At 64.3% G+C, this 12,667-nt stretch carries 13 protein-coding genes and 1 tRNA gene; 7 read left to right on the top strand and 7 right to left on the bottom strand.

Going from position 1 to position 12,667, the window contains the following annotated elements; genetic code table 11:
* Positions 1–11 precede the first annotated feature (11 nt).
* The 6 genes from ACFSCU_RS09085 (at position 12) to ACFSCU_RS09060 (ending at position 2,824) form a co-directional block, all read left to right on the top strand.
* The gene (locus tag ACFSCU_RS09085) at positions 12–1,070 is read left to right on the top strand and encodes a hypothetical protein (RefSeq protein WP_180549703.1); all 1,059 of its coding nucleotides are present in this window, start codon (positions 12–14) and stop codon (positions 1,068–1,070) included.
* The gene (locus ACFSCU_RS09080) at positions 1,063–1,551 is read left to right on the top strand and encodes an LPD3 domain-containing protein (protein WP_377560483.1); all 489 of its coding nucleotides are present in this window, start codon (positions 1,063–1,065) and stop codon (positions 1,549–1,551) included. Before ACFSCU_RS09085 ends, ACFSCU_RS09080 begins: the two co-directional genes overlap by 8 nt.
* 27 nt (positions 1,552–1,578) lie before the next feature.
* Positions 1,579–1,815 (top strand): type II toxin-antitoxin system Phd/YefM family antitoxin, encoded by a 237-nt coding sequence (locus ACFSCU_RS09075; protein WP_377560482.1) that lies wholly within the window; start codon positions 1,579–1,581, stop codon positions 1,813–1,815.
* An 18-nt stretch (positions 1,816–1,833) separates the two neighbouring features.
* Positions 1,834–2,247: a PIN domain-containing protein gene (locus tag ACFSCU_RS09070; protein WP_180549705.1), complete on the top strand. Its 414-nt coding sequence runs from the start codon at positions 1,834–1,836 to the stop codon at positions 2,245–2,247.
* A gap of 205 nt (positions 2,248–2,452) precedes the next feature.
* Positions 2,453–2,611 (top strand): hypothetical protein, encoded by a 159-nt coding sequence (locus ACFSCU_RS09065; RefSeq protein WP_180549706.1) that lies wholly within the window; start codon positions 2,453–2,455, stop codon positions 2,609–2,611.
* 30 nt (positions 2,612–2,641) lie between these two features.
* Positions 2,642–2,824 (top strand): hypothetical protein, encoded by a 183-nt coding sequence (locus ACFSCU_RS09060; RefSeq protein ID WP_180549707.1) that lies wholly within the window; start codon positions 2,642–2,644, stop codon positions 2,822–2,824.
* Positions 2,825–3,046: 222 nt separating this feature from the next.
* Here the strand turns inward: ACFSCU_RS09060 and ACFSCU_RS09055 are convergent, their stop codons facing one another.
* The 7 genes from ACFSCU_RS09055 to ACFSCU_RS09025 all read right to left on the bottom strand — a co-directional run bounded on the left by ACFSCU_RS09055 (position 3,047) and on the right by ACFSCU_RS09025 (position 9,484).
* The gene (locus ACFSCU_RS09055; protein ID WP_180549708.1) at positions 3,047–5,173 is read right to left on the bottom strand and encodes a UvrD-helicase domain-containing protein; all 2,127 of its coding nucleotides are present in this window, start codon (positions 5,171–5,173) and stop codon (positions 3,047–3,049) included.
* 4 nt (positions 5,174–5,177) lie between these two features.
* Positions 5,178–6,146 (bottom strand): hypothetical protein, encoded by a 969-nt coding sequence (locus ACFSCU_RS09050; RefSeq protein ID WP_377560481.1) that lies wholly within the window; start codon positions 6,144–6,146, stop codon positions 5,178–5,180.
* On the bottom strand, positions 6,146–6,571 hold the full coding sequence (locus tag ACFSCU_RS09045; RefSeq protein WP_377560480.1) for a hypothetical protein: 426 nt from the start codon (positions 6,569–6,571) through the stop codon (positions 6,146–6,148). Before ACFSCU_RS09045 ends, ACFSCU_RS09050 begins: the two co-directional genes overlap by 1 nt.
* Positions 6,502–6,960 carry a DEAD/DEAH box helicase family protein gene (locus ACFSCU_RS09040; protein ID WP_377560479.1) on the bottom strand — a complete coding sequence of 153 codons (459 nt, stop codon included), beginning with the start codon at positions 6,958–6,960 and terminating at the stop codon, positions 6,502–6,504. The genes ACFSCU_RS09045 and ACFSCU_RS09040 overlap by 70 nt, the downstream gene beginning before the upstream one ends.
* Before the next feature lie 502 nt (positions 6,961–7,462).
* Positions 7,463–7,538, bottom strand: a tRNA-Lys gene (locus ACFSCU_RS09035).
* A 42-nt stretch (positions 7,539–7,580) separates the two neighbouring features.
* The gene (locus ACFSCU_RS09030) at positions 7,581–8,360 is read right to left on the bottom strand and encodes a tRNA threonylcarbamoyladenosine dehydratase (protein WP_377560524.1); all 780 of its coding nucleotides are present in this window, start codon (positions 8,358–8,360) and stop codon (positions 7,581–7,583) included.
* A 5-nt stretch (positions 8,361–8,365) separates the two neighbouring features.
* Positions 8,366–9,484: a YeeE/YedE family protein gene (locus ACFSCU_RS09025; protein ID WP_180549710.1), complete on the bottom strand. Its 1,119-nt coding sequence runs from the start codon at positions 9,482–9,484 to the stop codon at positions 8,366–8,368.
* A gap of 241 nt (positions 9,485–9,725) precedes the next feature.
* Here ACFSCU_RS09025 and ACFSCU_RS09020 point away from each other — a divergent pair, with 241 nt between their 5' ends.
* Positions 9,726–12,581 (top strand): valine--tRNA ligase, encoded by a 2,856-nt coding sequence (locus tag ACFSCU_RS09020; RefSeq protein WP_377560478.1) that lies wholly within the window; start codon positions 9,726–9,728, stop codon positions 12,579–12,581.
* Positions 12,582–12,667 lie beyond the last annotated feature (86 nt).

Below are 12,667 nucleotides of genomic sequence, written 5' to 3'. Positions count from 1 at the left end.
CGGAATAACTGGTGTCGGCTCAAAACGCCCTGGCTTCGACCTCGAACGCCTCGGCGCGTCGGCAGGCGGGAGCGATCCGGCTGCAGCAGGGCGAGCAGAACCCGGACGGCACAGGCTGGGGTCTGGCGCACATGGAGGCGCGGCACGGCAAGGAGATTCGCGCAGCCGGATTCGACTCCGTGGAGGCATTCCTTATTGACGCCTTCCATAATATGGACGGAATCTGGAAGCCAGGTGCGACATCGCAGTTGATCGCTGTTCAGTCTGGTCGCACCGGAAAGGTGGCGTTCATTCAGTTGGAGGTAGACACCCAAGGTAGTAAAGATTTCTACCGGGTGAACAGTGCATTCCCTGCAAACGAGAAGTTTGTGTCTCGCAAGGAGAAACGAGAGGGGTGGGAACCGCTTTGGAGCAGGTACCCCGTTCCTGCTGATGCGTCCGGCGCATCGGGCTTTGTAGGCCAGTCTCCTAATGCCGGTGAGACGGCCCCCACGGTAAGCGGCCAAAGCGATAGCGCCAGTGTACCGCCTGCCGCCACGGATGCCAATACCGCCAGCCCACAAGCCCAATTCGAGCGCCTGCGCGCAGAATCCAAGGCCGAGAACCCCGGTGTTGCAGCCTTCGCCAAGGTGGCCGGCGCGAGCGGAGAGTCTGCCGCCGACGTGTACGGCCGCTGGCATCAGGTCATGGGGTTCAATGAAGCGCTGGCGAACGATACAGGCGCGCAGATCGCGGCCAAGATGGCGGAAAACCTGCCGCGCAAGCCGTGGGGCAACGATGACGCCTATCCCGGAGCCAACCTTCCGGCCAACAACGTGCCTGCGGCGCACGCGCACAAGTTTTCCGAGCGCGCAGAAGCTGCCAAGCGCAGTTTCGACCGCGACATGGACACCCGCGAGCTGATGGCGCGCGATGCCGAGAACTTCGGCGTTGACGAAAATGCGGTGGCGCAGACGCGCGCCACGGTGCGCGAAATGCGCAAGAAGGCGAACGACAACATGGCTGACGGTCAACGTTCCAGTGGAATGGCGTGGCCTGGATCATGTGGCCTTGCGCGAGCACATGGCTGATGCGCTGGATCGGATGGTCAAGAACAAGACGGCCATCACGCATCCGGAGCTGGGAGAAATCAGGGTGGGGCGCGAGGGCGCCAAGAAGTCCGAGAACTCGGCGCGTGACCCGGCAAAGTCATTGGTGACGGCTGATCTTGAGGCCGTGTTGCCGCAGTCCATCGTGGCGCGCAGCGAGCCGTCGCGGGGCATGGATGGCCCTGACATCGCAGGGTATTCGACGCTGCTGGCCCGTGTGAATGTGGATGGCGTGCCGCTGGTTGCCGCATTCACCGTGCGCCACCAGTCGGATGGCCGCTGGTACTACAACAGCGTTGCACAGCACGACGCGCAAGAAAAAACCCGCGATTCCTATGGGCGTCCTGACCAGCAATCCGGTTCAAGTGTCGCCCCGATTGTGTGTGCCGGTCTTCAGGCCCCCAACTGCACGCGCCGCGCAGCCCGCGCGCTTGCAAACCACGGCAGTTTGCCGATAATATGACCATATGGTCATTTTTAGGAGTCCGCCATGAGAAACGTCACCGTGGTCGAAGCCAAAAGCCGCTTTTCCGCCCTGCTGGCCGAGGTGGACGAAGGCGCCGAAATCGACATTACCCGCCACGGCAAGGTGGTGGCACGCTTGGTGCCCGCCCGCCCGCGCATGGCCAGCGAAGCCTTTGCCGATTTCTGGAGCGACACCGATGGGTTCGACCTGCAAGCTCCGCCCGATCTTCCCCCCGAAGACCCACCCGCGCTGGACGCCTGACTCTCCCCTGATCCACCCATGAGCACCCGCTACCTGCTGGACACCAACATGCTGATCGCCGCCCTACGGGGCACGCCCGAAGTGCGCCAGCGCCTGCACAGCGTGCCGCTGACCGACCTGTTGCTGTCCACCGTGGTGCTGGGCGAGCTGGAGTTCGGCGCCGAGAAAAGCGCATGGGCGCAGCGCAACCGCCAGCGCCTGAGTGAGCTGACCGAGCGCCTGCCGCTCATCGGCATGGACGCCGGCACCGCCCGGCACTACGCGCGCATTCGCGCCCAGCTGGAGCGCCAGGGTCAGCCCATCGGCGCCAACGACCTGTGGATCGCCGCCCAGGCGCTGGCGGCCGAAGCTACCCTGGTGACGGACAACGAAGGCGAGTTTCGCCGCGTGCCGGGGCTGGCGCTGGAAAACTGGCTCAGGCCCGAAGCGTGACCCCGGTGTATATGGGTCAAATCAGCCTCCAGCGCATGTCCATCAAGCGCAAAAAGCTATTGTTTTCGTAGTTATTGCCGGACATCCACCCGGCCCAGCACGGCATCGGCAATGGTGGCCGCGCGCAGTTCTTGTAGCAGCGTGATGGCTTCTTGGGTGTGGGTGATAAGGGCGTCGATCTTGGCTGCCGCCCAAGGAGCGCAAGATGGACAACAGCAATCTGCTTGCGCCGCTTGATGGCCTGCGCGCGCATTCCGTTTCGCTCGTATCCAAGTCGCTGGTATCCAAGGACTTGGTATCCAGGGCGGTATCCAAGCCATGGTCAACAGCGATGTATACACCGGAATTGGTGGGTTGGGCGTGACCTGGGTCGGGCTGGCGCCGATGGCTTCGGGTGCTGGTACGCAAAGAGGTACGCAAGAAACCCGTGCTGTCGGAGTGCTCCGTCGTCAACGCCAATCCCGAGGCCGTTGCGCCGGTGCAAGCGGCTGCGCTTGAACGCCGCACCGGGCACATCGCCGACACCCTCAGCGCCGATCCTTTGTCTCCCGGTGGGTTTTTGACAAGAGATCATTGAATGCACAAGCAGCGCTCTGCAAGGCCCTCGATCCATCAACGACACTGGCTGGAAACCCGCACGGAACAAGCGTTTCCCAGCGTTGGGGCCTGCTTGTTCAAATTCTGAACAGGGGGCTTGCGCAACTTGTGCAGCTGAACCAGTTCAGTCCGACTTTGTGACGATGTAGCGTTGGTGGTCAGGACGATGAAGCTGGGATGTAGGGCTCCATGACCCACGAAATCAGTCAAGCTCAATCAGCATCGCTCCGCGTTTTGCGCGGGTCAACGCGACGTACAGCAACTTGCGCTGAGTCTCGGTTTCTTCTGGCGCATCCAAGTAGCTCCTGGGTGCGACCACGATGACACAATCAAACTCGAGTCCCTTGGCGCGGTGCATGGTGGCAAGGTGAATCACATCCCGTGCATCGGCATGATTGCTTTGCGCCGTGATCGCGATGCAATGCAAACCCGCCGACTGAATGAGACTGGCCATCGCATCCCGGCTCTTCTCGCTGGCTGCAATGACGCAGAAGGAAAGCGGCAATCCCTCACCCTGCGCAAGGTTCCAATCGCGAACAAATTCAACGGCGTGCTTGGCTGCATCCTCAATTCCTTTCACGCTCAGCACCGAGGGTGCCGGGCCGTGTGACAAGGACTTGTAGCGCTTGGTCTCATCGTGGCCGTCATCAAGGTCGTCGATTTCGCAGCCTTGCAGCAATGCCACCGCCTGCCGGCGTATCTCGTCGGTGGTGCGGTAGTTGAGGTACAGCTTTCTGGCCCGTCCCCGAATATCGATTCCGCAGCGGCTCATCGCAGCCTTGTTGCGGCTGTAGATGCGCTGGTGCCCGTCGCCCACGAAAAAGAGGTCATTCGGACCCGCAGGCACCAACGCACGAAGCAGCCGAAGGGCCTGCGGCCCCAGGTCCTGGGTTTCGTCCGCAACGATGGCGCTGTAAAGAGGTCTGGCGCTTTCTCTTTCTCTTTCTGCTTCAGCGCTCAGCACATCAGCGACTTCGCGGAAGGCATCATCCACTTCCTTGAGCTTGCGCGATGCTAGCTGTCCACGATACTCCTCGAACACCGGCCAGACGGCATCGCGTTTGGCGCGACTTAGGATGACGCCACGTCCTGTTCGTCGAGCCGTACGGTACTGGTCCAACGTGGTGATGCCTTGCGCCAGCACCACCTGTTCAAGCTCCTGTTCATAAAAACTGTCGGGCAGGTCCAGTGCCGAATCCTTGACCGCCAATGCCGCTTGCCATGCCTGATAGGCGGCATCCCGCTTTCGGTCATACACGATTCGATGCTCCAGCTTGCGGCTACGCATGAAGGCATTGACCCAGGCATCGAGGTTGCGGACCTCCAGCTTGGCAAATGTTTCACTGCTGCAGAGCGTGCGCAGGTTCTGCTCGATATCGGCTGCCAGGTTCCTGGTGAAGGTGGTGACAAACACCTTCTGGTTCGCCTCAGTCCGGTTCTCTGCCAGCCACCTGGCGCGGTGCATCGCCAGAACGGTCTTGCCGGTTCCCGCGCCCCCAAGCACCCGCACAGGACCGCTGCGGTCGCCAACTGCAAGCTTGTTCTGCGTAGGATGCAGAAACACCCGCCATTGCGCTAGGGGCGCATTCAGGATGGCGGTCATGGACTCGTCGTCGCTCACCACCACAAACCGCGACTGCGACTCTGGCGTGGCCAGGGCTGCTGCGAAGTCTTGGGTATCGATGGCCTTGTCCACCCGGGTCTCACGGGCGTTGAGCACCTGACCAACCGTGTCGCCTGCCGCAACAAGGAACAGGCCTTCGTAGGCTTCCAGCGGTAGCTGTGTCTGCTTGGCATCCAGCTCGTCCTCGGTCGCGATGGCCCGAACGAAAGCCAGCAACTCCTGCGGGACACCGAGGCTCATCAACTCGCGGTCATCCAAGTCCGCAAAGAGCGCCGGAGCCGCTGCAGCGGGCGTCACCTCGGCACGGTCCACAGCCGCATCGTTGGCGCTCATGGCTTCTTGAGGCCCCGGCTCTGCAACGCTCTCGACAGTCAACATCTGCATCGCCCCGGTGACCGGGTTGATGGTCAGCTTGCGCTTTTCGGCCCAGCGGTAGGCATCGTCGTGGTGGTCCACATACAGCAGTACATACACATCACCCGCGGATGGCTTGAAGACAATGCCGCGCCAATCCCCGTCGAGCCGAACCGACTTGAGGTTCGGGTCCCGCGCGCCATTGATGTTCTCGTAGTTGATGCCTGGGCTCTTCGGGTCGGCCTGGAACTGAATGGCCCACTTCATCACCTTGGTATGGACTTTGGCAGGCAACTTGGCCAGTTGCAGCAGAAATTCGTTGCTCAGCGCAACCTTGGGTTTGAAGCTCAAAGTTCTACTCCTGGTATTCGATGGTCAGCCCCAACGCCGTCGCAGCAGCAGCCTCCCAAGGCTGTGCCGTGCACTGCGTCAAATCCTCGTCCAGACACAGCACCGTCCACCCCTGTGCGGCCCACGCCTGGGCCATATCTGCCTGGTCCGACCGCAGCACCGCCACTTGGGCTGCGGACCAAACCAGCTCTGCTTCGGCCAGTACACGGCCCTTGTCGTCTGCCAGCTCTGGGCCAACTTCCGGAATGCCCGCCCCGGCCTGCGCCAGCCGAACCATACCCGGCTTGAGCGGAACCAAAACACTGTCGAGTACCTCCAGCCAGGCGCCGTTCAAAGAGGGCTGCGTGGCGGGCTGCGCCGCTGCGGATGCCTGCAAGGTGCGCAGGCCATCGTAATCCTGGTGGTCCAGACCGCTCGCCGTGACAAGCCACATCCCGGGCAGCGACTGGGTGGTGTTGAACAGATGCAGCCATTGGCGCCACGCAAAATGCAGCGCGGCCTCATCGTCAGCCTTGGCTTCGTCCAACACCAGAACGCCAGGTGCCATCCAGCCTGCCTCCTGGGGAAGACCCTTGGCGGCAGCCAAGGGCCACCAGCCAACTTGCTGGCATGCCCCTGAGCCTTTGGACAGACTGGGGGCAAAACCCTTGCCCGGCTCCTTGACGTGTGCGGGCAGTCGGTGAATCCACTGCCCAAGCTGGTGTTCACAAGCCGATTTTTCCTGCTCAGTGTCCGGCACCATCAAGTAGCCAAGCCACAGGGCATTGCGCTGCAACTGCTCCACTGCGGGGTCGCCCGCCGGTCCCTCCGCCGGGGTGGCCAGCCAATGCAGCAAAGTGGCCACGGCATGCTGGGTGAAAGCCTTTTCCTGCGCGCGTGGCACCGCTGCCGGAGCCTTGCCCCCGTTGTGTCGGGACAGGCTGACCAAAGGCGACTCCAGGTCGGTATCCAGTTTTCCGGCAAGGGCGTCCATCACATCGTTGTGCGTGACAGACCAACACCAAAACCCGCCACTGGCCATCCGACCACATCACATCGCCGCACGAAGGACACGCCACGTAGGTGTCTGCCTCCACCGTCAGGTTCTGCATGTGATGGCACGACGTGCAGAAACGCCAACCCGTCGTAAAAAAGGTGGCTCACCAAGCCGCAGATGGGTTCGGCCATGCGTGACTGCTCATCCAGAAAGCAAACGCTGGAGCCGCCCGCAGGCTTCTTCGAGAATGGCGAACTTCCCAGCCAGCGCTGCACCAGCGTGGCGGAACTGCGAACAACCGGCGAAAGCTGCTGCGGATCGCCTGCGAACAGATAGCTGCGGCCTAACGGCATCAAGGCCAGGGCATGTGCAAGGCCGACTTGACTGGCTTCGTCAAAAACCACCAGATCAAAGGTGGGCACCATTCCTTCTGGAACTGGGTGAGCATGGCTTTTTGCGTGACCACCAGGATGCGCTTGCCGCGCCCGCGCTGTATCAGCTCGGTGGCCAGGATGCCAGCCTCCAGCGTTTTGCCCAGGCCGACGGCATCGGCAATCAGGATGCGCGAGCGCGGCTGGCGCAGCGCCTGCAAAGCCGGGTCGAGCTGGTAGGGCACCAGGTTCATGACGCCCTTGTGGCCCAGGCGAATCTTCTCGTCGTTGGGCACGCTGCGCCGGCGCAGGCTTTCCAGATACAACACGGTGGCGTTGTAGGCGGGGCTGGTGTCGGGCACCAACTCGGTCTTTGCGGGGTCGAGCACCTCGATGGTGTCTTCCAGCGCCGTCAGAAACAGCGCCGACTGCCCCCGCACCAGGTCGGAAATGCCATCACAGGTGAGCAGCCATCGTGGCGGAGGTCGAGCGCCTCGTCGAGCAAATGCGCGACGAAGAGCAGACATGATGCTGGCCTGACAGCCCTCGTGCTGGTGCCGCTGAGGGTGCTAGCCGGACTGCCAAAAACCTCTTACATCCGCCGTTACATCGGCGGTCAACAAAAAAGCCTGCTACCGATTGAATAGCAGGCTTTCTAGTGTTTACTGGGTTGGCTGATGGGACTCGAACCCACGACGACCAGAATCACAATCCGGCTGGCCGACGGTTGCCTAACCGTTGTCTAACTGTTACCCAACCGTTGTGCTGGCCGCCACCACACCAGCGAAGCCCAGCGGCACGAACGACCCCCGATGGCTAGGACCCGCACCGCAGGCCCCGTGCGCCCCCGAAACCCTGCACTGGTGGCTACATGGTGGCTACATGACCCCGGAAAAGAAAAAGCCCGCTACATATTCTGCAGCGGGCTTTCGTTGTGTGGCTTGGTAGGACGTGCAGGATTCGAACCTGCGACCAACGGATTAAAAGTCCGCTGCTCTACCAACTGAGCTAACGTCCCACATCCCTTGCACTGACGAGCAGTGCGCCGGAAAGCCTCGAATTATAGCGTGGTTTTTTCGGCTCCTCGCGCAATTTGATCCAGAACCCATCCGGCCGCGCACAGGCCGAAGGTGGCGGTGACGGCAACGGTCGATCCGTAGCCATGACAGTTCAGCGAGCCGTCCATGTCATCGCCCACCTCGCAGGCTTCGGGCATGACCACGTTCTCGCGGCTGAAGACGGCAGCCACACCGATGGGCCGCCCGCCCGACGGTGCGCCATGATGGCGGCGCAGGCGGTAGCGCAGTTGGGCGATCAGCGGGTCGTGCGTAACCTGCGCGATGTCGGCGATCTCGACCAGCTCGCCCTGCCGCTTGCCCCCGGCCGCGCCCACCGTGATGAAGCCCGCCCGCTGCTGCATCGCCCAGGCCGCCATGGCGACCTTGGCAGCCAACTTGTCGCAGGCGTCGATGACGACCTGCGGCGTCGCCGACAGCAGGCCGGGCCAGTTGGCAGGTTCGACGAACTCCTCGATCTCGTCCACCTCGCAGCCGGGGTGAATCTGCGCGATGCGCTCGCGCATGGCCTGCACCTTGGCCTGGCCGATGGTGTCGGTGAGCGCGTGAATCTGCCGATTGACGTTGGATTCGGCCACGTGGTCAAGGTCGATCAGCGTGATGCGCGCCACGCCGCTGCGGGCCAGCGCCTCGGCCGCCCACGAACCGACGCCGCCGATGCCGACCACGGCGACGTGCGCCTGGCGGATGCGCACGGCGCCTTGCGCGCCATACAGGCGGGCCAGCCCGCCAAAGCGGCGCTCCAGGTCGGGTGCATCGGCCACCGTGCTCACGCCGCCCGCTCCAGCCGCCACATCTGGTACTTCAGCGCGGCCACGGCGCCAGCCGCAATGCCCGCCACCGCGGTGAAACTGGTCAGGCTGAGGTTGGACACACCACTCAGCCCCTGGCCGATGGTGCAGCCCAGCGCCGTCACGCCGCCCACGCCCATCAGCGTGGCGCCGATCAGGTGGTTCGCCAGGTCTTCGGTGGTTCGAAAGCCTTCCCAGCGGAACTGGCCGGTGAGCAGCGCATGCAGGCCGGCCCCCACGGCCACGCCGGCGACGGAGGCCACGCCCAGGCTCAGGCGCTGGTTGCTGTCGCTGAAGAACATCACCCAGTCGATGGTGTGGGCCAGCGGGCCGGTGAAGGTCATCGCCTCCATGCGGCCGCTGCGCGTGGCCAGGTAAGCGGCTTCCAGCGTTTCGGGGTGTTCGGCCAGGTGCCCCACATGACCGCTGAGCCACCACATGGCGACGATCACGCCGCCCACGCCCAGCCCGGCCAGCAGGTTGTTGCCGGTGATGAAGCCGCGCCCGGCCAGGGCCCAGGCCGTCAGCGGCAGGCCGACCAGCAGCGCCGCGCCCAGCAGCGCCGCCGGCACCGGCCAGCCCGCCGCGGCCGACGCCAGATGGCCCACCGTGGCCGGGCCGTTGAAGGTGACGAACACCTGGTCCACCGTGCGATCGCGCAGCACGGCGGTGATGCCGCGCATCGTCGCGTAGGCCGCCAGCGCCATGACCACGAACACCACCAGCGCCTTCAGGTTGCCCGCGCCTAGGCGAATCAGCGTCTTGCTGCCGCAGCCCGAGGCCAGCACCATGCCAACGCCGAACAGCGCGCCGCCCACCAGCGCCGACAGCCACATCCAGCGCGGCGTGGCGTAAAGCGAATCGGCCGCCTGCACCCAGCCGCCCGCGGCCAGCGCGCCAAAGCCGATGATGGCCACGCCCACCGCCAGCGCCCACTGGCGCAGGCGCGTGGCGTTGCCCATGGTCACCATGTCGGCAATGGCGCCCATGGTGCAGAAGTTGGTGCGGTGCACGATGGCGCCGAACACGGCGGACAGCGCAAAGGCCCCCAGCAGCACGGCGCGTGCAAGTGAATCAACGTCGGGCTGGGTCGGCATGGGGCGGGATTCTATTGAACGGGCGCGAAGCTGTTTCACGCCCGCACGCCAGGCACTATTCATTTGATAGCTTCCGGCGCTTTACAGAAAAGGGCTCAGGCCGATTTTTATTCATGAAGCCGGGGCGTATCGGCCCGCCGCGCCGCGCCGGGGTGGGCCGTTAAAATTTAGGGTTTCGCCCTCTTCCGGCGTGCGCCTTCCGCGCCGCGCCCCTATCAGCGGCCTTGCGCCGCCCTCCACCATGTCAGAACAGCTCTCGCAACCGGGCCTTGCCGCCCTGTCCAAGTCCTTCGAGCCCGCCGCCATCGAGGCGACCTGGGGCCCCGCGTGGGAGCAGGCCGGCCTGGGACGCGCCGGCTTTCGCGGCACCGGCGCGCCGAACGCCGAGGCAGCGGCGCGCGGCGACAACTTCGCCATCCAGTTGCCGCCGCCCAACGTGACGGGCACGCTGCACATGGGCCATGCGTTCAACCAGACGATCATGGACAGCCTGACGCGCTACCACCGCATGAAGGGCTACAACACACTGTGGGTGCCGGGCACCGACCATGCGGGCATCGCCACGCAGATCGTGGTGGAGCGCCAGTTGCAGGAGCAGGGCCAGAGCCGGCACGACCTGGGCCGCAAGAACTTCGTCGCCCGCGTGTGGGAGTGGAAGCAGCAGTCCGGCGACACCATCACGCGCCAGATGCGCCGCATGGGCGCCAGCGTGGACTGGGGCCGCGAGTACTTCACCATGGACGACAAGCTGTCCAAGGTGGTTACCGAAACCTTCGTGCGCCTGTACGAACAGGGCCTGATCTACCGCGGCAAGCGGCTGGTGAACTGGGACCCGGAGTTGAAGACCGCCGTCAGCGACCTGGAAGTCGAGAGCGAGGAAGAGGACGGCCATCTGTGGCACATCGCCTATCCGCTGGCCGATGGTTCGGGCGAGAAGCTGGTGGTGGCCACCACGCGGCCCGAGACCATGCTGGGCGACGTGGCGGTGATGGTGCACCCGGAGGATGAGCGCTACAAGCACCTCGTTGAACAGAAAGCGAAAGTGATACTCCCGCTGGTGGGGCGCGAGATTCCGGTCATCGCCGACGACTACGTGGACAAGGATTTCGGCACCGGCGTGGTCAAGGTCACGCCCGCGCACGATGCCAACGACTACGCCGTGGGCCAGCGCCATGGGCTGCCGATGATCGGCGTGCTGAACCTCGACGCCACGATCAACGACAACGCGCCCGAGATCTTCCGCGGCCTGAACCGCTTTGCCGCCCGCAAGGCCATCGTGGCCGATCTGGAGGCGCAGGGCCTGCTGGTCGAGACCAAGAAGCACAAGCTGATGGTGCCGCGCTGCGCCCGCACCGGCCAGATCATCGAGCCGATGCTGACCGACCAGTGGTTCGTGGCCATGAGCAAACCCGACGAGACCGGCAAAAGCATCGCGCAAAAGGCCATTGATGCCGTGCAAAGCGGCGCGGTGCGCTTCGTGCCCGAGCAATGGGTCAATACCTACAACCAGTGGATGAACAACATCCAGGACTGGTGCATCAGCCGCCAGCTGTGGTGGGGGCACCAGATTCCGGCGTGGTACGGCGAGGACGGCTCCTTGTTTGTCGCGCGCAGCGAGGACGAGGCGCGCGCCAAGGCGCAAGCCGCGGGCTACAGCGGCGCGCTGACCCGCGACGAAGACGTGCTCGACACCTGGTATTCATCGGCATTGGTGCCCTTCAGCAGCCTGGGCTGGCCCGAGAAGACCGAAGACCTGTCGCTCTACCTGCCCTCCTCCGTGCTGGTCACCGGCCACGACATCATCTTCTTCTGGGTCGCGCGGATGATCATGATGACCACGCACTTCACCGGCCAGGTGCCGTTCAAGGACGTGTACATCCACGGCCTGGTACTGGATGCGCACGGCAAGAAGATGAGCAAGAGCGAAGGCAACGTGCTCGACCCGGTGGACCTGATCGACGGCATCGCGCTCGAGCCGCTGCTGGACAAGCGCACCACCGGCCTGCGCAAGCCCGAGACGGCGCCGAAGGTGCGCGAGAACACCAGGAAGGAGTTTCCCGACGGCATTCCCGGCTATGGCGCCGATGCGCTGCGATTCACCTTCGCGGCCATGGCCACGCTGGGGCGCACGGTCAATTTTGATAGCAAGCGCTGCGAGGGCTACCGCAACTTCTGCAACAAGCTGTGGAATGCCTCGCGCTTCGTGCTGATGAACTGCGAAGGCCATGACTGTGGCCTCGACGCCGATCAGGCGCCGGAACGCAGCGCCGCCGACCGCTGGATCGTCAGCCTGCTGCAGAAGGCCGAGGCCGCCGTGGCCAAGGGCTTTGCCGACTACCGCCTCGACGCCGTCGCCAACACGCTCTACGACTTCGTGTGGAACGAGTACTGCGACTGGTACCTGGAAATCGCCAAGGTGCAGATCCAGACCGGCAGCCCCGCGCAGCAGCGCGCCACGCGCCGCACGCTGGTGCGCGTGCTCGAGGCGATCCTGCGCCTGGCGCACCCGATCATTCCGTTCGTCACCGAGGCCCTGTGGCAAGCGGTCGCCCCCGTGGCGGGCAAGACAGGCACCTCGATCGCCGTCGCGCCCTACCCGCAGGCGCAGGAAGCCAACATCGACGAAGCCGCCGAGGCGGAAGTGGCGCGCCTGAAGGCCGTCGTCGACGCCTGCCGCAACCTGCGCGGCGAGATGGGCGTCTCACCCGCGCAGCGCCTGCCGCTGTACGCGCTGGGCGACGCGGCCTTCATCACCGCCCACGCACCCGTGCTGCAGGCGCTGGCCAAGCTGAGCGAGGTGAAGGTGTTCGAGCGCGAGGCCGACTGGGCAGCCGCCGCGCAGGCCGCGCCGGTGGCCGTGGTGGGCGATGCGCGCCTGGCCCTGTTCATGGAAGTGGACAAGGACGCCGAGCGCGCCCGCATCGGCAAGGAGATCAAGCGGCTGGAGGGCGAACTGGCCAAGGCATCGGCCAAGCTGGGCAACCAGGCCTTCGTCGCCAAGGCGCCGCCGGCGGTGATCGAGCAGGAGCAGAAGCGCGTGGCCGACTTCGGCGCCGCGCTCGACAAGCTGCGCGACCAGCTTCAGCGCCTGGGTTGAGGCGACCGGTGCGGCATACGGCCGACTGTTAAAAAATCATAGCTTCTTGCGCCCGATACATAAGGGTTTCAGGCAGTTTCACGCCT

Origin of the sequence: Ottowia beijingensis, assembly GCF_042680925.1 — a bacterium.
Classification (GTDB): domain Bacteria; phylum Pseudomonadota; class Gammaproteobacteria; order Burkholderiales; family Burkholderiaceae_C; genus Ottowia; species Ottowia beijingensis.
The sequence above is the reverse complement of the archived record's forward strand: the minus strand, read 5'-3'. Positions and strand labels throughout refer to the sequence as shown.

What these genes read in the sequence shown, in the direction of transcription:
- ACFSCU_RS09020 (WP_377560478.1), top strand. Translation starts at nt 9,726, where the DNA reads ATGTCAGAACAGCTCTCGCAACCGGGCCTTGCCGCCCTGTCCAAGTCC.
- ACFSCU_RS09065 (WP_180549706.1), top strand. Translation starts at nt 2,453, where the DNA reads ATGGACAACAGCAATCTGCTTGCGCCGCTTGATGGCCTGCGCGCGCAT.
- ACFSCU_RS09080 (WP_377560483.1), top strand. Translation starts at nt 1,063, where the DNA reads ATGGCTGATGCGCTGGATCGGATGGTCAAGAACAAGACGGCCATCACG.
- ACFSCU_RS09025 (WP_180549710.1), bottom strand. Translation starts at nt 9,484, where the DNA reads ATGCCGACCCAGCCCGACGTTGATTCACTTGCACGCGCCGTGCTGCTG.
- ACFSCU_RS09070 (WP_180549705.1), top strand. Translation starts at nt 1,834, where the DNA reads ATGAGCACCCGCTACCTGCTGGACACCAACATGCTGATCGCCGCCCTA.
- ACFSCU_RS09050 (WP_377560481.1), bottom strand. Translation starts at nt 6,146, where the DNA reads ATGGACGCCCTTGCCGGAAAACTGGATACCGACCTGGAGTCGCCTTTG.
- ACFSCU_RS09075 (WP_377560482.1), top strand. Translation starts at nt 1,579, where the DNA reads ATGAGAAACGTCACCGTGGTCGAAGCCAAAAGCCGCTTTTCCGCCCTG.